General features: G+C 74.0%; 21 protein-coding genes. 11 read left to right on the top strand and 10 right to left on the bottom strand.

Translation table 11 applies throughout. The features are described from left to right. The first annotated feature begins 3 nt into the window (after window positions 1-3). The gene (locus tag K8Z61_RS17635; protein WP_224131494.1) at window positions 4-462 is read left to right on the top strand and encodes a GatB/YqeY domain-containing protein; all 459 of its coding nucleotides are present in this window, start codon (window positions 4-6) and stop codon (window positions 460-462) included. Window positions 463-479: 17 nt separating this feature from the next. Here the strand turns inward: K8Z61_RS17635 and K8Z61_RS17640 are convergent, their stop codons facing one another. Then, window positions 480-2,915, bottom strand: coding sequence for a penicillin-binding protein (locus K8Z61_RS17640; protein WP_224131496.1), 2,436 nt, complete (start codon window positions 2,913-2,915; stop codon window positions 480-482). A gap of 256 nt (window positions 2,916-3,171) precedes the next feature. On the opposite strand from K8Z61_RS17640, the gene K8Z61_RS17645 reads away from it, so the two are divergent. Continuing rightward, window positions 3,172-3,474, top strand: a complete 303-nt coding sequence (locus tag K8Z61_RS17645; protein ID WP_224131498.1) for a WhiB family transcriptional regulator — start codon at window positions 3,172-3,174, stop codon at window positions 3,472-3,474. Between the two features lie 100 nt (window positions 3,475-3,574). Here K8Z61_RS17645 and K8Z61_RS17650 read toward each other — a convergent pair whose 3' ends face one another. Together K8Z61_RS17650 and K8Z61_RS17655 are read right to left on the bottom strand one after the other, a co-directional pair. Then, window positions 3,575-4,810: an ArsA-related P-loop ATPase gene (locus tag K8Z61_RS17650; RefSeq protein WP_224131500.1), complete on the bottom strand. Its 1,236-nt coding sequence runs from the start codon at window positions 4,808-4,810 to the stop codon at window positions 3,575-3,577. 10 nt (window positions 4,811-4,820) lie between these two features. Further along, complete coding sequence (locus K8Z61_RS17655) at window positions 4,821-5,870, bottom strand: ArsA-related P-loop ATPase (RefSeq protein WP_224131502.1); 1,050 nt, start codon at window positions 5,868-5,870, stop codon at window positions 4,821-4,823. 76 nt (window positions 5,871-5,946) lie between these two features. On the opposite strand from K8Z61_RS17655, the gene K8Z61_RS17660 reads away from it, so the two are divergent. Genes K8Z61_RS17660 through K8Z61_RS17680 form a run of 5 tightly spaced genes read left to right on the top strand, consistent with a single transcriptional unit; the run spans window position 5,947 to window position 9,154 of the window. Then, window positions 5,947-6,810, top strand: a complete 864-nt coding sequence (locus tag K8Z61_RS17660) for a hypothetical protein (RefSeq protein ID WP_224131504.1) — start codon at window positions 5,947-5,949, stop codon at window positions 6,808-6,810. A gap of 10 nt (window positions 6,811-6,820) precedes the next feature. Then, window positions 6,821-6,979, top strand: coding sequence for a DUF4177 domain-containing protein (locus K8Z61_RS17665; RefSeq protein ID WP_224131505.1), 159 nt, complete (start codon window positions 6,821-6,823; stop codon window positions 6,977-6,979). 3 nt (window positions 6,980-6,982) lie between these two features. Further along, window positions 6,983-7,447, top strand: a complete 465-nt coding sequence (locus tag K8Z61_RS17670) for a RidA family protein (RefSeq protein WP_224131507.1) — start codon at window positions 6,983-6,985, stop codon at window positions 7,445-7,447. A 1-nt stretch (window position 7,448) separates the two neighbouring features. Continuing rightward, a complete protein-coding gene (locus K8Z61_RS17675; RefSeq protein WP_224131509.1) occupies window positions 7,449-8,339 on the top strand; it encodes an NUDIX hydrolase in 891 nt (296 codons plus the stop codon). Continuing rightward, complete coding sequence (locus tag K8Z61_RS17680) at window positions 8,336-9,154, top strand: MBL fold metallo-hydrolase (protein ID WP_224131511.1); 819 nt, start codon at window positions 8,336-8,338, stop codon at window positions 9,152-9,154. Before K8Z61_RS17675 ends, K8Z61_RS17680 begins: the two co-directional genes overlap by 4 nt. A gap of 106 nt (window positions 9,155-9,260) precedes the next feature. Here the strand turns inward: K8Z61_RS17680 and K8Z61_RS17685 are convergent, their stop codons facing one another. The 3 genes from K8Z61_RS17685 to K8Z61_RS17695 all read right to left on the bottom strand — a co-directional run bounded on the left by K8Z61_RS17685 (window position 9,261) and on the right by K8Z61_RS17695 (window position 12,018). Next, entirely contained in the window at window positions 9,261-10,664 is a 1,404-nt protein-coding gene (locus K8Z61_RS17685; RefSeq protein WP_224131513.1) for a hypothetical protein, read from the bottom strand. Then, on the bottom strand, window positions 10,661-11,197 hold the full coding sequence (locus tag K8Z61_RS17690) for a SigE family RNA polymerase sigma factor (RefSeq protein ID WP_224131515.1): 537 nt from the start codon (window positions 11,195-11,197) through the stop codon (window positions 10,661-10,663). The genes K8Z61_RS17685 and K8Z61_RS17690 overlap by 4 nt, the downstream gene beginning before the upstream one ends. A 143-nt stretch (window positions 11,198-11,340) precedes the next feature. Further along, window positions 11,341-12,018: a Crp/Fnr family transcriptional regulator gene (locus K8Z61_RS17695; protein WP_224131517.1), complete on the bottom strand. Its 678-nt coding sequence runs from the start codon at window positions 12,016-12,018 to the stop codon at window positions 11,341-11,343. A 267-nt stretch (window positions 12,019-12,285) separates the two neighbouring features. Between K8Z61_RS17695 and nth the strand changes: the two genes are divergently transcribed. The 4 genes from nth (at window position 12,286) to K8Z61_RS17715 (ending at window position 15,576) form a co-directional block, all read left to right on the top strand. Then, window positions 12,286-12,942 carry an endonuclease III gene (gene nth / locus K8Z61_RS17700; protein ID WP_224131571.1) on the top strand — a complete coding sequence of 219 codons (657 nt, stop codon included), beginning with the start codon at window positions 12,286-12,288 and terminating at the stop codon, window positions 12,940-12,942. Continuing rightward, window positions 12,939-13,595: a TlpA disulfide reductase family protein gene (locus tag K8Z61_RS19455; protein ID WP_224131519.1), complete on the top strand. Its 657-nt coding sequence runs from the start codon at window positions 12,939-12,941 to the stop codon at window positions 13,593-13,595. Before nth ends, K8Z61_RS19455 begins: the two co-directional genes overlap by 4 nt. Continuing rightward, window positions 13,592-14,314: a CoA pyrophosphatase gene (locus tag K8Z61_RS17710; protein WP_224131521.1), complete on the top strand. Its 723-nt coding sequence runs from the start codon at window positions 13,592-13,594 to the stop codon at window positions 14,312-14,314. The genes K8Z61_RS19455 and K8Z61_RS17710 overlap by 4 nt, the downstream gene beginning before the upstream one ends. Before the next feature lie 86 nt (window positions 14,315-14,400). Beyond that, window positions 14,401-15,576 (top strand): MarP family serine protease, encoded by a 1,176-nt coding sequence (locus K8Z61_RS17715; protein ID WP_224131523.1) that lies wholly within the window; start codon window positions 14,401-14,403, stop codon window positions 15,574-15,576. A 78-nt stretch (window positions 15,577-15,654) separates the two neighbouring features. Here the strand turns inward: K8Z61_RS17715 and K8Z61_RS17720 are convergent, their stop codons facing one another. The 4 genes from K8Z61_RS17720 to acs form a co-directional block, all read right to left on the bottom strand. Further along, window positions 15,655-16,164, bottom strand: coding sequence for a phage holin family protein (locus K8Z61_RS17720; RefSeq protein ID WP_224131525.1), 510 nt, complete (start codon window positions 16,162-16,164; stop codon window positions 15,655-15,657). 74 nt (window positions 16,165-16,238) lie between these two features. Continuing rightward, the gene (gene nhaA, locus K8Z61_RS17725) at window positions 16,239-17,606 is read right to left on the bottom strand and encodes a Na+/H+ antiporter NhaA (protein WP_308116797.1); all 1,368 of its coding nucleotides are present in this window, start codon (window positions 17,604-17,606) and stop codon (window positions 16,239-16,241) included. A gap of 70 nt (window positions 17,607-17,676) precedes the next feature. Beyond that, entirely contained in the window at window positions 17,677-17,973 is a 297-nt protein-coding gene (locus K8Z61_RS17730; RefSeq protein ID WP_224131527.1) for a DUF1905 domain-containing protein, read from the bottom strand. A gap of 117 nt (window positions 17,974-18,090) precedes the next feature. Then, window positions 18,091-20,091 (bottom strand): acetate--CoA ligase, encoded by a 2,001-nt coding sequence (gene acs, locus K8Z61_RS17735; RefSeq protein WP_224131530.1) that lies wholly within the window; start codon window positions 20,089-20,091, stop codon window positions 18,091-18,093. Window positions 20,092-20,194: the final 103 nt, after the last annotated feature.

The raw sequence follows: 20,194 nt of genomic DNA on the forward strand, positions 1-20,194 counted from the left end.
CCCATGAGCGACCTCAAGGACCGTCTGCGCGCCGACCTCACCACCGCCATGAAGGCCCGCGACGAGCTGCGCTCCTCCACGCTCCGGATGGTGCTCACCGCGCTCACCAACGCCGAGGTCTCCGGCAAGGAGGCCCGCGAGCTGAGCGACGACGAGGTCGTGGGCGTGCTCGCCTCGGAGGCCAAGAAGCGCCGCGAGGCCGCGACCGCCTTCGACGACGGCGGGCGTCCCGAGATGGCCGCCAAGGAGCGCGCCGAGGCCGACGTGCTGGCCGACTACCTGCCGGCCCCGCTCACCGAGGACGAGGTGCACGACCTGGTCGCCGCCGCCATCGCGCAGGTCGGCGCCGCCGGCGAGGGCATGAAGGCGATGGGACGGGTGATGGGCGTCGTCACGCCGCAGGTGAAGGGTCGGGCCGACGGCGCGTTCGTCGCCGCGGAGGTGCGCCGCCAGCTCGCCTGAGCCGCCGGCCCCTACCCCTACGGCTTCTTGGGTCCGCCGCCGGGCTTGCCCGGCTTGCTCGGCTTCCCACCGCCCGGGCCCTGGTTCGTGGCCTGGCCGCCGCCCTGCGTCGTCTGGCCGGCGCCGGCGCCGGCGTTGCCGCCCGAGCCGCCCGAGCCGCCGGACGGACGGGTCGGCTGCGGCCGCGGGCCGCTGGAGGAGAACAGCGTGATCGGCGCCGAGTTCGACACCGACGAGCCCGCGCCCGGGTAGGTGAACGCCGCGGTGCCGGCCGGGTAGCCGGTGTAGCGCGCGCCGCCGTCGGTGACGGTGAACCCGGCGTCCTCGAGCAGCCGGCGGGCCTCCTCGAGGCTCTTGCCGCCGACGGCCGGCACCCTCGCGACCACGCCCTTGACCTCGTTGGCCGACGGCACGGAGAAGTTCACGTCGGGCAGGCGGTCCTGGATGGCGCGCATGGCGTCGGCCCAGATCGGTCCGGCGACGGTGGAGCCGAACGCCGAGGCGATGCCCTTGCCGCCGATGATCTGGCCGTTCAGGGTGATCTGCGTGCCCTGGCGGTTGGCGCCGGCGACCATGGCGGCCGTCGCCAGGCTCGGGGTGTAGCCCATGAACCACACCGCCTTGTTGCCCGAGATCGTGCCGGTCTTGCCCGCCGAGGGCTTGTCGAGCGCGAGCTTGTTGCCGAAGCCGCCCGGCTCCATGACGCCGCGGAGCACCGAGTTGACCGCGTCGGCGGTCGACTGCGGCATCACCTGGTCGCAGGACTTGCCGTAGGTCTTGAGCCGGTTGCCGTTCGCGTCGGAGATCGAGGTGACCGGACGCGCGTCGCAGTGCAGGCCGCGGGCGCCGAACGTCGCGTACGCCTCGGCCATCTCCAGCGGGCTGGTGTCGTTGACGCCGAGGGTGAAGGTCGGCACCATCCAGCGCGACGCGGGGTCGAGCTGGGTGATGCCCATCTTCTTGGCCAGCGTGTACGGCTCGCACAGCCCGGTGCGCTTCTCGAGCTCGATGTAGAAGGTGTTCACCGACTTCTGGGTGCCGGTGTAGAGGTTGTAGGTGCCGGCGCCGGTGGAGTTCTGCACCGTGTAGTTCTGCCGGGACGGGTAGCGCCGGCCGTCGCAGATGCGGAAGTCGCCCTGGTAGAAGGTGCGCGTCTGCGGGCCGGGGATCGTCGTGGTCAGCGGGATGCCCTGGTTGATCGCCGAGGCCAGCACGAACGCCTTGAACGTCGATCCCGCCTGGAAGCCGTTGGCGTCGCCGTACTTCTTCGGCACGACGTAGTTGAGGAAGGTCTGGCCCTTGCCGACGTCGTTGCCCATCGGCCGCGACTGCGCCAGCGCCCGCACCTGGCCGCTGCCGGGCTCGACCATGGCGACCCCGCCGATGGCGTTGTCGGTGGGGTTGACGTGCGCGGCGACGGCCTTGTCGGCCGCCTGCTGGAAGCGCTGGTCGAGCGTGGTGCGGATGGTGAGGCCGCCGGAGTACAGCAGCCGCTTGCGGTCCTTGGCGGTGCGGCCCAGCGCGCGGTCGTCCATCAGGTAGTTGACGACGTAGTCGCAGAAGAAGGGCGCTGCGGAGAAGACGCAGCCGTTGTTCGACGGCTGCACCTTCAGGCCCAGCGGCTGCTTCTTGGTGCGCGCCACCATCTCGGGGCTGACGGCCTTGAGCTGCGCCATCCGGTCGAGGACGACGTCGCGCCGCGCCTTCGCGCGCTTCGGGTTGTTGGTGGGGTCGTAGCCGCTGGGGTTCTTCACCAGGCCGGCCAGCAGCGCGCTCTGCCGCAGGCTGAGGTCGCGCGCGTTGACGTCGAAGTAGTGCTTCGCGGCGGCCTGGATGCCGTAGGCGCCGTCGCCGAAGTAGGCGATGTTGAGGTAGCGCTCGAGGATCCAGTCCTTGCTGTGCCGCTGCTCCAGTGCGATCGCGTACCGCAGCTCGCGGAGCTTGCGGGCGTAGGTGTTGGCGGTGGCCTCGGCCTGCTCCTTGCGGGTGCGGGCCTGGTTGACCAGGGTCTGCTTCACCAGCTGCTGGGTGATCGACGAGCCGCCCTGCACCGTGCCGGAGTTGGCGCTGTTGGTGACGAACGCCCGCAGCGTGCCGCGCAGGTCGAGGGCGCCGTGCTGGTAGAAGCGGTAGTCCTCGATCGCCACGATCGCCTTGACCATCGTCCGCGACACCTGGCGCAGGGGCACCTCGACGCGGTTCTGGTCGTAGAGGGTCGCGATGGTGTTGCCCGAGCGGTCGACGATGGTCGTGCGCTGGGCCAGCTGCCGGGTCTCGAGCGACGCCGGGAGCTGGTCGATCGCGTCGGAGGCGTTGCGGGCGCCGATGCCCAGGACCCCGGCGAACGGGATGACGATGCCGGCGACCACCACCCCCATCACCGCCGCGACCACGGCCATGACGCCGAGGTGGGCGAGGACGCGGCGGGCGGGCTGCGGTTCCTGGGCGGACATGCCGCCAGGGTACGTGAGCGGCGGGCGCGCACCCGCGTCCGCGCGCGCCTCCCATGCGCATGTGACGGGCCGATGACGACCGCGTCACGAGCGCGTTGACCCAGGGGGGTGCGTAGTCCGGACTAGTCACAACGGGCCATGTCCTTTGGGCCTTTGTGGTCTGCCCCGGCGGGTATCGCGTTCCTTAACTTTTACTCAGCAACAGGGATCGGCGTCATGGGGACTCCGTGCCTCCCTGTTCGGAAGGTGGGACGACATGTGGGTTGAGGACTGGACGCCGCGGGCCGCGTGCCGCACGGCATCGCCCGACCAGCTGTTCGTGCGGGGAGCCGAGCAGAACAAGGCCAAGCAGCTCTGCGCCGGCTGCCCGGTGCGCACCGAGTGCCTGGCTGAGGCCCTGGACAACCAGATCGAGTGGGGCGTGTGGGGCGGCATGACCGAGCGCGAGCGCCGGGCCCTGCTGCGTCGCAAGCCCAACGCCTCGTGGCGGGCCGTGCTCGAGGCCGCCCGCGAGGAGAGCGCCCGCCCGACGGCCCGTCCGGTCGTCGCCCAGCGCTGAACCCGCGCTGATCCCGGGCTGATCCCGGGCTGATCCCGCCCGGCTGACGTCGCCGCCGCCGACCCTGCTCCGGTCGGCGGCGGGACGCCCGCTCGGGACCTCAGGCGTCGTCGGAGGGGACGACGCCGGCGAGCAGGTCGCCCACCCGGCGCAGCCCGTCGAGATCGTGGACGTCGCTGGCCAGCGCCGGCACGACGGCGGTCGCGACACCGGGGTGCGCCGCGGCGAACCGCTCGCGCAGCAGCGCCTCCCGCACGGTCATCCGCACCTGGTCGGCGTGCAGCCGCAGCAGTCCGGCCGTGAGCTCGGTCGTGGGCGTCGTCGGGTCGCTCGCCCGCAGTCGTCCGGCGGTGGCCATCGCCTCGTCCGCCGAGAGCCGTCCCGGCGGCTCCGGGCTGGCCCGGTTGACCACCAGGCCGGCCAGCGGCATCGCGTCGCCGGTGAGGCGCTCGACGAAGTACGCCGCCTCGCGCAGCGCGTCCGGCTCGGGCGCGGCGACGACGAGGAACGCCGTGCCGGGCGCCTGCAGCAGGGCGTAGGTCTGCTGCGCGCGGGCGCGGAAGCCGCCGAACACGGTGTCGAGGGCGGCGACGAAGGTCTGCAGGTCGGTGAGGATCTGCGCGCCGAGCACGCGGGTCAGGGTGCTCGTGACCAGGCCGAGGCCAGCGCTCATCAGCCGCGCCGGGCCGCGGGCCGGGGCGAGCATGAGGCGGATGAACCGACCGTCGAGGAAGCTGGAGAGCCGCTCGGGGGCGTCGAGGAAGTCCAGGGCCGAGCGGGACGGCGGGGTGTCGACCACGATGAGGTCGTAGGTGCCGTCGGCCTGCGCGGCGGCGTGGATCTGCCCGAGCTTCTCCATCGCCATGTACTCCTGGGTGCCCGCGAACGACGTCGACAGCGCGACGTAGAATGGGTTGCCTAGGATCTGCTGGGCCTTCTCGGGGCTCGCCTGGCTGAGCACCACCTCGTCGAAGGTGCTCTTCATGTCGAGCATCATCGCGTCGAGCCCGCCGTCGCCCGCGACGCCCGCGACCGGTCGCGGGGTGTTGTCGAGCTGCTCGATGCCCATCGACTGCGCGAGCCGACGGGCGGGGTCGATGGTCAGGACGACGACCTTGCGTCCGCGCTCGGCGGCGCGCAGCGCGAGGGCGGCGGACGTCGTCGTCTTGCCGACGCCGCCGGAGCCGCAGCACACGACGATGCCGGTGGCGGGGTCGTCGATGAGGGCGTCGACGTCGAGCACCGGCGCGGTCGAGCGCCGCGCGGCGAGCGGTCCGACGCGCGGGCGTCCGCGGCCGGAGCCGCCGGTGGCGGGAGCGGGGGTCTGGGGGCTCATCAGCGGCTCCTCACGCCATGCCCTGCTCGCGCAGGGCGGCGGCGAGCTCGTAGAGCCCGCCCAGGTCGACCCCGCCGGCGAGGCGGGGCAGCTCGTAGACGGGCACGCCGAAGCCGGCGACCAGGGCGCGCTGCGCCTCCTCCAGCGCGCGTCGCTCGGCGTGGTCGTGGGCGGTGCGCAGCAGGCCGTCGACGAGCGGGCCGCCGTCCTCGCCCTCGAGCGCCACGCCGCCGCGCCGCAGGTCGGCGGTGATCGCGGCGCGGTCGAGGGCGTGCGCGCGGGCGCGCTCGAGATCGGCGTCGCCGATGTCGCGCGGACGCACCGCGTTGACCACGACGCCGCCGACCGGCAGGCCCTCGCGGCGCAGCTCCTCGATGCCGTCGTGCGTCTCCTGCACCGGCATCTCCTCCAGCACGGTGACCAGGTGGATCGCGGTGCGCTTGCTGCGGAAGAGCCGCATCATCGTGTCGGACTGGCTCTTCACCGGGCCGACCTTCGCCAGCCCCGCGAGTTCGTCGCTGACGCCCATGAACTGGCTGATCCGCCCGGTCGGCGGCGCGTCGAGCACGACGGCGTCGTAGGTGAGCGCGCCCTTGTTGCGGGCGTTGCGCTCGACGGCCTCGAAGACCTTGCCGGTGAGGAGCACGTCGCGGACGCCGGGGGCGATGGTGGTGGCGAACTCGATGACCCCGAAGCGGTCGAGCGCGCGTCCGGCCCGGCCGAGCTTGTAGTACATGGCGAGGTACTCCAGCAGCGCCGACTCGGGGTCGATGTGCAGCGCGTGCACGAGGCCGGGGGTGCGGTCCGCGCTCTCGCGCAGGCCCTGCGCGATGCGGCGCTCGGCGTAGGGGAGCGGGTCGACGTCGAACATCCGGGCGATGCCCTGCCGGCCCTCGACCTCGCAGAGCAGGACGTTGCGGCCGTGGGAGGCGAGGGAGAGCGCGAGGCTCGCGGCGACCGTCGACTTGCCGGTGCCGCCCTTGCCGGTGACGACGTGCAGGCGGACGCCGGGCCAGTCGGGGGTGGGGCGTCCGGGGGCGCCGGGCTCTTCGGGGGGCACGAGTGCAGAGCGTAGAGCGCGCGGCCTGAGGTCGATCGACGATTGGGGTGGTCGCCGCCCGGGCATCAGGCTCCGCGTGACCCCTCGCGCCGCCCTCCCGTCAGCGGACGTCCGTGGCGCCCCGCGCGACCTGCCCGATCGGCGGGGCCCGCGCAGCCGGCCTGTCGCGGTGGTCGTGGTCGGCCATGCCGTCGCGCTGGCCGTGCTGGTCGGCTGGGCGGCCACGCTCGACGACGAGCGGCTCGACGACGCCGCGGTCGCGACGATCGGGATCCTCGCCCTGGTTCTCGGCGGGCTGGGCGTCCTGCTGCAGGGGCTGCCGACCGCGCTCGAGCAGCGGCGCGCCGGCGCCCTCCTGGCCGTGATGCGAGGCCGGTGGGCCTCCTCCGCGCCTCCGGTGCGTCGCCGGGTCAGCGGGCTGCCGCGCGGGGTCCCGGCGCTGCTGTGGGTCGTGGCGGTGGTGCTGCCGGCCCTCGCCCTCGGGGTGGGCGCCGGGCCCGGGCCGGTGTCCGCCCTGCAGGTCGCCGGGCTCGCGGCCGGCGCCGACGTGGTCGGGATGCTGCTCGGGATCGGCGGGCACTGGCTGGCGACCGTCCCGCTGCTGATGCTGCTGCCGACCGCGCGGCGCCTCCCGACGGCGTCGCTCGACGTCCACGGCGGGCTGCGCCGCGGGCTCGGCCTCGTCGTCCTGCCGGTCGTGCCGCTCGCCGTCGCGACGGTGGTGGCCCTGGGGTCCCCGGAGGCGAGCCGCCCCGGACAGGCGGTCGGCCCGCTCGTCGGGGTGCTGCTCGGCACCGGGCCGGGCGGCGACACGGCGGCCGCGTGGGCCGCCCGTGCGTGCCTGCTGACGGTGGTGCTCGGCGCCCTGGTCACGCTGCGGGCGGCGCGTCGGCTGCCCCGGCCCTCCGCGCGCGCCGACGCCGGATCAGCGGGCCAGTAGGGTGCCGAGCATGACCAAGTGGGAGTACCTCACCGCGCCGATCCTCACGCACGCGGCCAAGCAGATCCTCGACAACTTCGGCTCCGACGGGTGGGAGCTGGTGCAGATCGCGCCCGGCATGAGCCCCGAGAACCTGGTCGGCTACTTCAAGCGCCCGATCGAGGGCTGAGCCGTGCCGACCCCCGAGGAGCGCCTGGCCGAGCTCGGCCTCGCCGTTCCGGAGGTGGCCGCCCCCGTGGCCGCCTATGTGCCGGCGGTGCGCTCCGGCTCCCACGTCTTCACCTCCGGCCAGCTGCCGATGCGCGGCGGGGAGCTGATGGCGGTCGGCAAGGTCGGCGGCGAGGTGACGGCCGAGGAGGCCTACGCCTGCGCCCAGCAGTGCGTCCTCAACGCCATCGCCGCGGTGCGCGCCGAGGTCGGCGAGCTCGCGCGGGTGCGCCGGGTGGTCAAGGTCGTCGCGTTCATCGCCTCGACGCCCGACTTCACCGGCCAGCCGGGCGTCGCCAACGGCGCGTCCGAGCTGCTCGGGAAGGTCTTCGGCGAGGCCGGCGTGCACGCGCGCTCGGCCGTCGGCGTGCCGGTGCTCCCGCTGGACGCGCCGGTCGAGGTGGAGCTGATCGTCGAGATCGACGACTGACGTGCGCATCCCGCTGCCGCCCGTCCCGCTGCCCGACCCGGTTGCCGCGCTCGCGCGCGAGTTCGCCGACGGGCTGCGCGAGCCGGTGGAGCCGCGCGACGCCGCCACGGTCGTCCTGCTGCGGCCCGGCGCCGACGGGGAGCCCGTCACCTACCTGCTGCGGCGACACGTGACGATGGACTTCGCCGGCGGCATGGCGGTCTTCCCCGGCGGCGGGGTCGACCGGCGCGACTTCGACGCCGAGGTCGGCTGGGCCGGCCCGTCGCCTGCGGCCTGGGCCGAGAGGCTCGGCTGCTCCGAGGAGCTCGCCCGCGCGCTCGTGTGCGCGGCGGTGCGCGAGACCTTCGAGGAGTCGGGGGTGCTGCTGGCGGGGCCCTCGCCCGACGCGGTGGTGGCCGACACGACGGGCGAGGAGTGGGAGGCCGACCGGGTGGCGCTCGAGGGTCGCGCGCTGTCGCTGACCGCGCTGCTCGTCCGCCGCGGCCTGGTGCTGCGCACCGATCTGCTGGGCGTCTGGGACGCCTGGCTGACGCCGGAGTTCGAGCCGCGGCGCTACCGCACGTGGTTCTTCGTCGCCCGGCTGCCCGAGGGCCAGGTGACGCGCGACGTCTCGAGCGAGTCGACGTCCGTGGTGTGGATGCCGGCCGCGGAGGCCGCCTCCGCCGCCGAGGCGGGGTCGCTGGCCCTCATGCCGCCGACCTACCTGACCTGCCTCGAGATCGGCGCGTTCGGCTCCGTCGACGCCGTGCTGACCGAGGCCGGCGTGCGTCGGGCCGCGATGTTCTGCCCCTCGATCGAGCCGCTCGGCGAGGGCTGGACGCTCTCCATGCCCGATCGGATGCGCGCGCTGGTCGCGGAGCGGCGCTCCTCGATCGTGGAGCCCCCGGCGTGAGCGTCCCGTCCGGCTCCTGGGCCGGCGGCCGGTTCGGCGAGCGGGCGCGGTGCGTGCTCGCGCCGAACGCCGACGTGATGACCCTCGACGGCACCAACACGTGGGTGCTGCGCGAGCCGGGCGCGCGACGCAGCGTCGTCGTCGACCCCGGGCCCGCGATCGACGCCCACCTGGACGCGATCGTCGAGGCCGCCGACGGCGAGGTCGGCGTCGTCCTGCTCACCCACCACCACCACGACCACGCCGAGGCCGCTCGCGCGTTCGCCGAGCGGATGGGCTGCGGCGTCCGGGCCCTCGATCCCGCGCTGACGCTGGGCGGCGAGGGCCTGCGTGACGGCGACGTCGTCGAGCTCGACGGCCTGGAGGTGCGCGTCGTCGCGACCCCCGGCCATACCGCCGACTCGCTGTCGTTCTGGGTGCCGGCCGACGGCGCCGTCCTCACCGGCGACACCGTGCTCGGCCGCGGCACCACCGTCGTCGCGCACCCCGACGGGCAGCTCGGGGCCTACCTCGACTCCCTCGACCGGCTGCACGCCCTGGCGTCCGAGCACGAGCTCGCCGCGATCTGGCCGGGCCACGGGCCGGTGATCCCCGACGCCCTCGGCGTGCTCGACCACTACCGCGCCCACCGCCGCGACCGGCTCGGCCAGGTGGAGGCGGCGCTGGCGTCGCTCGCGTCCTCTACGCCCGAGGGGCTGGCGGCCGACGACCTGCCGCGGCGCGTGGTCGAGATCGTCTACGCCGACGTCGATCCCGTGCTCTGGGGTGCCGCCGAGCTGTCCGTGCGGGCCCAGCTGGCGTACCTGGGGCGGTAGGGCCGGCCCGCGCAGGTTTCCCCGGATATCCGGGGAAACCGGACGTTGTCAGGGGAAGTTTCGCCTGACAACGTCCAGATTCCCCTGACCAGTTCGAGTCCCGCGGTCACCCGAGACGTCGTCGGCGCCGTCGGACGACCAGCGTGCCGAGCACCAGCCCGAGGCCGGCGGGGGCGAGCGTCGCGAGCCAGGCCGGCGGGGCCGACCATGCTCCGCCACCGGGCCACTCGGGCACCGGATGGTCGACCGTAGGCCGGTCCGGTGAGATCAGGTTGGTGGCGACGCTCATGAAGCCGGTGAAGGGAAAGCTCGCGACCCGGTCGATCATGGCGACGACGCGCGACGAGCTCGGCCGTGCGGGATCGATCAGCCGGATCCGACCGGTGCTCCGCCCGCGGTCGTCGAACTCGACCGTCTGGACCAGCGCCTGCCCGCCGACCCAGCCGAGCGGGGCGACGTCCCAGGAGGTGCCGTTCGGGAGACCCAGCGGGAGCTCCCGATCGCGGTCGCGGCTCATGAGCGTCAGCTCGCGGGCGTCGAACTGAGGCCGCACGATCGTGCCGTCGGCGGCCGCGGGGCTCCCCGACGAGACCCCGTCGCCGATCGGGCGCGCGGCCGGTCGCCGGGGCAGCGGCCGGTGGAACGGATCCAGTCGCAGCACCTCGCGGCCCGCCACGACGACCACGCCCAGGTCCTCGATCGACACCGTGGCCTCGTCCGACGGCACCACCACCGCGTCGAGGTCGTCCCGTCCGAGCACCCCGATGCCACCGGCGACAGCGACGGTCGGGCCCATGCCGCTGCGCGTCCACGCGTCGAACCGCTGCCCCAGCCAGCCGACGCGGCGGCCGTCCGGCGACCAGGCGAGCGCCCTCACGGCCACGCCGAGCGCGCCGCCCGCGTCGATCCGGTGCGAGCGCACGCGGCCGGTGCGCAGATCGAGCACGCGGACGCCGCCGACCGTGGGAGTGTCCGGACCGGGAGCGCCCCGGAACGACAGCCAGGCGTAGGCGAGCCGCTCGCCGTCCGGGCTGAGCGCGAGGCCGGCCTGCTGCAGCGTGCCCGGCCCCCACGCCGATCCGACGAACCCCGGCGGCTCGACGAGCCGGTACCGTCCGTCGGCCGCGCCCACCAGCACGATCCGGCCGCTGCCGAAGTCCGCGAGCCAGGCGGCCGCGGCGACGCCGACGTCCAGGTGGTCCGTCACCTCCCAGCCCGGACCGCTCGCGCCGGCAGGACCGTCGACTACCGAGGACGGCGGACCCACCAGGCGCGACGGGAGGCCGGGCGTCGGATCCAGCGCGCCTCCACCGTCGGCCACCTCGGGCGGCACCGGCGGGCGTAGGACGTCGACGAGTCCGACGGTGCCCGCGAGGAGCGCGACCACGGCGACGGCGGCGAGGACACGGTCCCGCAGCCGCGCGCGACGGGCCCGGCGCCACGTGGTCGGGTCGAGGGCGGGGGGCGGCATGCCCTCGGCCAGGCGCTCGAGGTCCTCGCTCAGACTCATCGGACCTCCTCCGTCAGCCGTGCGTCGGACCGAGGATCGAGGTGGGGTGCGGTCGCGCGCAGCCGGGCGGCCGCCTCGCGCGCCGTCGACTTCACGGTGCCGGGCCGGATGCCGAGCACGTCCGCGACCTGAGCCTCGGTGAGGTCCTCGACGTAGCGGAGCACGAGCACGCTGCGCTGGCGCGGGGTGAGGCGGCGCATCGCGTCGAGCAGGTCGGCACGCAGCTCGACGTCGTCGGCCGACGCCGGGCGATCGTGCCAGGGCTCCAACGGCTGCTCGCGAACGTGGCGCCGTGCGCGCCACCACGAGACGTTCTGGGTGTAGAGGATGCGTCGGACGTACGCCTCGGGTCGTCCCTCGATGCGCTCCCAGCGGCGAGCCGCCTGGACGAGCGCCTGCTGCAGGAGGTCCTCGGCGAGGTGGACGTCGCCGGTCAGCAGGAACGCGGTGCGTCCGAGCGCCGTCGAGCGGGCGCGGACGAACTCCTCGAACGCTCGTCGCTCGGCGGGCTCGGGGACCGCAGGGTCGGCCATCCGACCACCTCCTCGACTCCCATGACGTCCGGACGGGGGCGTCCGGGGGTCATCTGGTCAGGGAGAACTGGACGTTGTCAGGGGAAACTTCGCCTGACAACGTCCGGTCTCCCCGGATATCCGGGGAAGCCTGCGCGTGCGCGTCAGCGAGCGCGCCGCGACAGCCGCTCGACGTCGAGCAGCACCACGCTGCGCGGCTCGAGCCGCAGCCAGCCGCGGGAGGCGAAGTCGGCCAGCGCCTTGTTGACCGTCTCGCGGGAGGCGCCGACGAGCTGGGCGAGCTCCTCCTGGGTGAGGTCGTGGTGCACGTGGACGCCGTCGTCGGCCGTGCGGCCGAAACGGTCGGCGAGGTCGAGCAGCGCCTTGGCGACGCGGCCGGGGACGTCGGAGAACACCAGGTCGGCGACGACGTCGTTGGCCTTGCGCAGGCGGCCGGCCAGCTGCGCGAGCAGGCCGCGGGCGACGACGGGGCGGCCCTCGAGCCAGCGCAGGAGGTCCTCGTGCGACAGCGAGGCGAAGGTGGTGTCGGTGACCGCGGTGACGGTGGCCGAGCGCGGGCCGGGGTCGAAGAGCGAGAGCTCGCCGAACATCTGGCCCGGGCCGAGGATGGCCAGGAGGTTCTCGCGACCGTCGACGGACGTGCGGCCGAGCTTCACCTTGCCGTCGAGCACGATGTAGAGCTTGTCGCCGGAGTCGCCCTCGTGGAAGAGCACCTCGCCGCGGCGCAGCCGGCTCTCGCTCATCGAGGAGTGCAGCGCGGCGGCCGCCTCGTCGTCGAGCGCGCTGAACAGCGGGGCCTGACGCAGCACGTCGTTGTCCACCGTGGTGCCTCCATCTCAGAGTCGCGGCCGGATGACCGGGCGGGTGCCGGACGGGTCCGACCTGCCGGAGGCGATCCTAGCCAGTGGAATTGCTCACAGGCGCGCGCGGGGCGGCGCGTCCGCCGGTCGATGCGGCCGGACGCCCTGCGGACGGGGTCGTCGGCGCGACCGTCCGACCTGTCGGCGGCGGGCCGTACCCTGGACGCCGTGCCACCCGCCCCCGTCGTCGAGCCCCCTCCGACGGCGCTCGTGCGCCGGGCCCGCAAGATGCACCGGGTGCTGGCGGAGACCTATCCCGACGCCCACTGCGAGCTCGACTTCGCGAACCCCTTCGAGCTGCTCGTGGTCACGGTGCTCTCCGCGCAGACCACCGACAAGCGGGTCAACGCGGTGCGGCCCGCGCTGTTCGCCGCCTACCCCGACGCCCGGGCCATGGCGGAGGCCGACCGCGCGACGCTCGAGGGCATCGTCGGTCCGCTCGGGTTCTTCCGAGCCAAGACAGAGTCGCTGCTGAAGCTGTCCGCGGCCCTCGTCGAGGAGCACGACGGCGAGGTCCCGGCGCGGCTCGACGCGCTGGTCAGGCTGCCCGGCGTGGGTCGCAAGACGGCGAACGTCGTGCTCGGCAACGCCTTCGACGTCCCCGGCATCACCGTCGACACCCACTTCGGGCGGCTCGCGCGCCGCTTCGGCTGGACCGACGAGACCGACCCCGTCAAGGTCGAGCACGCCGTCGGCGCGCTGTTCCCCCGCAAGGACTGGGCGATGCTCAGCCACCGGCTGATCTGGCACGGACGCCGCCGCTGCCACGCCCAGCGGCCGGCCTGCGGGGCGTGCCCCGTCGCCCGCTGGTGCCCGGCCTTCGGCGAGGGCCCGACCGACCCGGCCGAGGCCGCGACGCTGGTGCGCACGGAGGGGCGGCGGTGACGCGCCGCGCGGCCCGCGCCGGCGCGTCCGTCGGCGGGCTGCTTCTCACGCTGGCCGCCTGCGCCCCCAGCCCGCCGTCCGCCGAGCCGACCGGCACCGGCGGCTCGGGCGCCCGCTCCGCCGCGATCGACGTCGACACCCCGGCGCTGCGCGCGGCGAAGAAGGCGGCCGGCATCGCCGACTGCCCGGCGCCGGGGCGCACCGGGTCGGACGCCGCCCTGGTCGCCGACGGCCTGCCCGACGCCACCCTGCCGTGCTTCGGCGGCGGCCGCGACGTGCGCCTGGCCGACCTGCGCGGCCCGCTCGTGCTCAACGTCTGGGCCTCCTACTGTGCGCCGTGCCGCACCGAGATGCCGCTGCTCGAGCAGTTCCATCGCCGCTACGGCGCGAAGGTCGGCCTGATCGGCGTGGACTTCCAGGACCCGCAGACCGGCTCGGCGATGCAGCTGGCCACCCGCAGCGAGGTCACCTACCCGCTGGTCGCCGATGTCGACGGGCTCTTCGCCAGCGCCGAGCGCGCGCGGGTCATCGGCCTGCCCACGACCATCCTGGTCGACGCCGACGGCCGGGTGGTGCGCACCGAGGCCGTCGAGATCACCTCGGTCGAGCAGCTCGCGGATCTCGTCCGGCGCTACCTGGGGGTCGACCTGTGAGCGTCCCGGTGCGTCCGGCCTGGCTCGAGACGGTCCGGCAGGGCGCCGCGAGCATCCGCGGCGAGCAGCTCACCCGGTTCCTGCCCCCGGCCGACGGCTCCGCCCGGCAGGGCGCGGTGCTCATGCTCTTCTCCGAGACCGACGACGGCGGTCCCGAGCTGCTGCTCACCGAGCGCTCGCACACCATGCGCTCCCACCCGGGCCAGGTGTCCTTCCCGGGCGGCAGCCTCGATCCGGGAGAGACGCCGGTGGAGGCCGCGCTGCGCGAGGCGCAGGAGGAGGTCGGCCTCGACCCCGCCGGCGTCGAGGTGATCGGACGCCTCCCGCAGCTGTGGCTGCCGCCCAGCAACTTCGCGGTCACCCCCGTGCTCGGCTGGTGGGACGCCGCCGCGCGCGACCCCGCCGTCGTCGACTCCGTCGGCATCCGCAGCCCCGACGAGGTGCACGCGCTGCACCGCGTCGGCCTGGAGGACCTCGTCGACCCCGAGCACCGCATCACCGTGCGACACCCGCGGGGCTTCCTCGGCCCGGGCTTCCTCATCGGCCCCGACCGCGACGTCATCCTGTGGGGCTTCACCGGCGGCATCATCAGCCGCTTCCTCGACCACCTCGGCTGGTCGAGACCGTGGGACGAGAGTCGCGTCCGCGACCTGCCGTCGTACATGCTGGCCGCCGATCCGCGTCCGGGCGCGGACGACGTGCCGGCCGAGGACATCTGACGGCTCGACGAGCCCCGCCGCACCGCCTGCCGACCCGACCGACCACGCCTGCCCGACCATCCCGACCGACCCGCCCAAGGACGCCCGTGAACCTCCTCGACTGGCTGCTGGTGCTGCTGGTGCTCGCCTACGCCGTCTCGGGGTACTGGCAGGGCTTCATCACCGGCGCGTTCGCCACGGTCGGCCTGCTCGCGGGCGGCGCGCTCGGGGTGTGGCTGGCGCCGATCGCGCTGGGCTCGGCGTCGCCGTCGCTCGCGGTCTCGCTGGGCGCGCTGTTCATCGTCATCCTCTGCGCCTCGCTCGGCCAGGCCGGTCTCCAGCTCGTCGGTGCGCGAGCCCGCTCGCGCCTCACCTGGCAGCCCGTCCGGGCCGTCGACGCCGTCGGCGGCGCCGCGCTGAGCGCCGCGGCCGTCCTGCTCGTCGCCTGGGCGCTCGGCGTCGCCGTCTCGGGCTCGCGGATCGCCGGGGTCACCCCGCTCGTGCGCGGCTCCGCGGTGCTCGGCGAGGTCGACTCCGTGCTGCCGCCGGACTCCGCACGCCTGCTGCGCTCGTTCAACGACGTCGTCGGCACCAGCTTCTTCCCCCGCTACCTCGAGCCCTTCGCCCCCGAGCGGATCGTCGAGGTCGCCCCGGGTGACCGCCGCATGCTCGGCCGCGCATCGGTCCAGCAGGCCGAGCGCAGCGTGCTGAAGGTGCGCGGCACCAACGCCTGCGGTCGCGGGGTCGAGGGCTCCGGGTTCGTCTACGCCCCCGACCGACTGATGACCAACGCGCACGTCGTCGCCGGCGTCACCGACCCCGACGTCATCATCGGCGACCGCACCGTGCCGGGTCGGGTCGTCTACTACGACCCCGAGGTCGACCTCGCCGTGATCGCCTTCGCCTCCGCCGGACGACGGCCGCTGCGCTTCGACACCTCCGCCGCGGCGCCCGACCCCGTCGTGATCCTCGGCTACCCGCAGGACGGCCCCTTCGACGCCCGCGCCGGACGCATCCGCGCGGAGCAGCGGTTGCGCTCGCCCGACATCTACGGCGACGGCACGGTCATCCGCGAGGTCTTCTCGCTGCGCGGCCTGGTGCGGCCGGGCAACTCCGGCGGCCCGATCCTCGGGTCGAACGGCACGGTGGCCGGCGTGGTGTTCGCGGCGTCGGTCACCGACCCCGAGACCGGCTACGCCCTGACCGCCGACCAGGCGATGACCTCGGCCCAGCGCGGACGCACCAGCACCCAGACGGTGTCGACCGGACGCTGCGCGAACTAGCGCCACCTAGTGCCACCTGGCGGCGCCGACTGGTAGCAACCAGCGCCGGACGTCAGCCGGCGGCTCTCGGGCAGCCGCTCAGGAGCGACGCTCGACCGCCTCGAGCCGCTTCGCGACGTCGGCCTCGACCCGGGCCCGGACCTGCTCGACGCTCTGGCCGGCCGGCAGGTGCTCCGAGGGCGACTTGAGCTCACGGCTGATCGCCGGGCCGATCAGCTGCGCCTGCTCGACGGCCTTGTCGGGGCCGCTGATCCGCTTGACGAAGCGCACGCCGAGCAGGCCCGCGACGGCGCCGCCGAGCAGGTAGACCCCGGTGACGATGAGGAACGCCCAGTGCAGCGCGAGGCCGTCGCCGTTCCAGTTGATGAAGTAGGCGATCGTCACCGACAGCATGATCAGCATCATCAGCAGCAGGAACGCGGCGAGCGCGAACAGGCCCGCGCCGATGCCGCCGTACTTGACCCCCGGGACGACCTGCAGCTTCGCGAGCTCGATCTCCTTCTGGACGATGAGCGTGAGGTCGTTGCGGATGTCGTTGACGATCCGCCCGAGCGTCGGGTCGGTGTCCTTGGCCTCGTCGAGGGGCATGGGGGGCTCCGTTCGCTGCGCGTGACCGACGGGATCGGGGATGATCGGGCCGGCGGGGGCTGGTGCGGGCGAGCCTAGCCAGCCGAGCGGGCCTGATACACGTCCGGTACCCCGTCGCCGTCGTCGTCCACCCCTTCGAGCTCGCACAGCCGGCGGTAGGTGCGGTTGCGGAGTCTCAGGACGACGGACGCCAGGCCCGCCGCGATCAGCGACCCGGTGAGCACCCCGACCTTCACGTGCTCGTCGCGCAGGCTGCCCGTGCCGAAGGCGAGCTCGCCGATCAGCAGCGAGACCGTGAACCCGATGCCGGCCAGCATCGCCATGCCGACGACGTCGATCCAGGAGAGCTCGTCGTCGAGGTCGGCGCGGGTGAAGGTGGCCAGCAGCCAGGTCGAGCCGGCGATGCCGACGGTCTTGCCCACGACCAGCCCGACGACGATGCCGAGCGCCACGGGGTCGCGCCAGGAGTCGACCAGCCCCGACCAGCCGCCAACCGTCACGCCGGCGGCGAAGAACGCGAACAGCGGCACGGCCACGCCCGCGGACAGCGGACGGACGACGTGCTCGAGGTGCTCGGCCAGGCCGGGCCGGTCGTCGGCGCGGTCGCGCCGCAGCACCGGGACGGTGAAGGCGAGCAGCACGCCCGCCACGGTGGCGTGCACGCCGCTGGCGTGGACCAGCCCCCAGGTGAGCAGCGCGAGCGGCACCAGCAGCCAGCCCCGGTAGATGCGCCGCTGCACGAGCACGCCGAAGGCGGCCAGCGGCACCAGCGCCGCCGCGAGCCAGAGCAGCTGGAGCTCGGCGGTGTAGAAGACCGCGATGATCGTGATCGCGAGCAGGTCGTCGACGACCGCGAGGGTGAGCAGGAACGTGCGCAGGCCGGACGGCAGGTGGGTGGAGATCACCGCGAGCACGGCCACCGCGAAGGCGATGTCGGTGGCGGTGGGGATCGCCCAGCCGCGCAGGTCGCCGTCGCCGGAGCCGAGGTCGAGGACGTTGACCAGGGTGAACAGCAGCGCCGGCACGACCATGCCGCCCACCGCGGCCGCGACCGGCAGCGCCGCGCGCCGGGCGTCCCGCAGGTCGCCGGCGACGAACTCGCGCTTCAGCTCCAGCCCGGCGACGAAGAAGAAGATCGCCAGCAGACCGTCGGCCGCCCACTGGCCGAGCGTGAGGTCCAGGTGCAGCGCGTGCGGCCCCACCGTCAGGTCGCGCAGTCGGGCGTAGGCGTCCGACCACGGGGTGTTCGCCCAGGTCAGCGCGACGACCGCGGCGACGATGAGCAGCACGCCCCCGGTGGTCTCGGCGCGCAGCACGTCGGCGATGCGCGAGGCCTCGCCCCAGCTGCCGCGGGCGAAGAGGCGTCCGGCGCCGCTGCCGTGGGGGCTGGACGGACCCGGCGGGCCTGACGAGGTGGGGGGCTGCGGGGCGGGAGAGGTCACGGGCGGCTCCGGGGTTCAGGGGTCGACGGCTGCATCGCCGACCAGACTTCCCGGCACACCGAGGACGACCCTACCGGCGCGGCAGCAGCTGCAGGCTCACCTCGACGTGGACGCCCACGGCCACGCCCTCGGCCCGCTGCACCGCGGCCCTGACCGGCAGCAGGTAGCGCCCGTCCTTCGGGAAGAGCGCCGTGACGAACGTCGTCGCCCCGATCGTCGCCTCCACCCGCACCTGACCCCAGTACTCCAGCCCGCGCGCGGCCTCCTTGAGGTCCTCGCTGTCCTCGATCGGCATCGGCACGAAGAGGTAGGGCGCCGGCCCCCGCCACTCGAGCGCGGTGCCGGCGAACGTGAAGCGGTCGTCCATGGGTGACGTCCTGGTGCGGGGACATGTCAGGGGAAGCTGGACGTTGTCAGGGGAAACTTCGCCTGACAACGTCCAGTTTCCCCGGATATCCGGGGAATCCTGCGTGACCCCGACTCCTCAGTCCTCGCCCTTGCCGGCACCGAGCCCAGAGGAGATCAGGTTCATCACCGACGCGTCCGCCAGCGTGGTCACGTCGCCGACCTCGCGGTTCTCGGCGACGTCGCGCAGCAGGCGGCGCATGATCTTGCCCGAGCGGGTCTTGGGCAGCTCGGGGACGACCATCACCTGACGCGGGGTGGCGATCGGGCCGATCTCCTTGCGGACGTGCTGGCGCAGCTCGGCGACGATGTCGGCGCCGCCGTCGCCCGCGGTCTCGCGCAGGATGACGAAGGCGCACACGGCCTGGCCGGTGTCCTCGTCCTTGGCGCCCACGACGGCCGCCTCGGCGACCTTCGGGTGCGAGACCAGCGCCGACTCGATCTCCGTGGTCGAGAGCCGGTGGCCCGAGACGTTCATGACGTCGTCGACCCGGCCGAGCACCCACAGGTCGCCGTCGTCGTCCCTCTTCGCGCCGTCCCCGGCGAAGTAGTAGCCCTGCTCCTTGAAGCGCGACCAGTAGGTGTCGACGAACCGCTGGTCGTCGCCCCAGATCGTGCGCAGCATCGAGGGCCACGGGCGGGTGAGCACGAGCAGCCCGCCCGAGCCGTTCGGCACCGGACGTCCCTCGTCGTCGACGACGTCGGCGCCGACGCCCGGGATCGCGGTCATCGCCGAGCCGGGCTTGCCGGCCGTGACGCCGGGCAGCGGGCTGATCATGATCGCGCCGGTCTCGGTCTGCCACCAGGTGTCGACGACCGGCGTCCGGTCGCCGCCGATGACGCTGCGGTACCAGACGTAGGCCTCGGGGTTGATCGGCTCGCCGACCGAGCCGAGCAGGCGGAGGCTGGAGAGGTCGCGGGCGTCGGGGATCTCCCGGCCCTGCTTCATGAAGGAGCGGATCGCGGTGGGGGCGGTGTAGAAGATCGAGACCTCGTGCTGCTCGATGATGTCCCACCAGCGGCCGCGCTCGGGGGAGTCGGGGGTGCCCTCGTAGAGCACCTGCGTGACGCCGTTGGCGAGGGGGCCGTAGACGATGTAGGAGTGGCCGGTGACCCAGCCGATGTCGGCGGTGCACCAGTAGACGTCGGTCTCGGGCTTGAGGTCGAAGACCGCCCAGTGGGTGTAGCTCGCGCCGACGAGGTAGCCGCCGGTGGTGTGCAGGATGCCCTTGGGCTTGCCGGTGGTGCCGGAGGTGTACATGACGTAGAGCGGGTGCTCGGCGTCGAAGGCCTGCGGGACGTGCTCGGTGGACGACTCGCCGACGACCTCGTGCCACCAGACGTCGACGCCGCCGTCCGCCTTCGCGTTCCACGCGACGTCCTGCCCCGTGCGGCGCACGACGAGCACGTGCTCGACCGGGCCCTCGTCACCGAGCTTGACCAGCGCCTCGTCGACCGCGGGCTTGAGCGCGGACGCCGCGCCGCGGCGGTAGCCGCCGTCGGCGGTGATGACCAGCTTCGCGCCGCAGTCCTCGATGCGCGAGGCCAGCGCGTCGGCCGAGAAGCCGCCGAACACGACGGTGTGCGGCGCGCCGATGCGGGCGCAGGCGAGCATCGCCACGATCGCCTCGGGGATCATCGGCAGGTAGATCGCGACCCGGTCGCCGGCCTCGACGCCGAGCTCCTCGAGCGCGTTGGCGGCCTGCGAGACCTCGTCCTTGAGCTGGGCGTAGGTGAGGTCGCGGGTGTCGCCGAGCGGCTCGCCGACGAAGTGGAGGGCGACCTTGTCGCCGCGGCCGGCCTCGACGTGCCGGTCGACGCAGTTGTACGCCGCGTTGAGCCGACCGCCCACGAACCACTTCGCGAACGGCGGGTTCGACCAGTCGAGCACCTGCTCGTAGGGCTGCGCCCAGCTGATCCGCTGCGCCTGCTCGGCCCAGAACGCCTCCGGGTCGGCCTCGGCGCGGGCGTACGCCTCCGCGGTGAGGTTGGCGTGCGCCGCCAGCTCGGCGGGCGGCTCGAAGCGACGCTCCTCGCGGGAGAGGTTGGCGAGGGTCTCCTGGGTGGGCTGGTCGGTCACGGTGCTCCTGGCTCCTTCACGGGACGATCAGGTCAAGCTGTGGCACGGGCCACAGTAGGTGTGGGGGGATCAGCGTCGCGAGGGGGGCGTTGCAGCGGCGTTG

It is taken from the genome of Nocardioides sp. TRM66260-LWL, from assembly GCF_020075545.1.
Lineage (GTDB): Bacteria > Actinomycetota > Actinomycetes > Propionibacteriales > Nocardioidaceae > Nocardioides.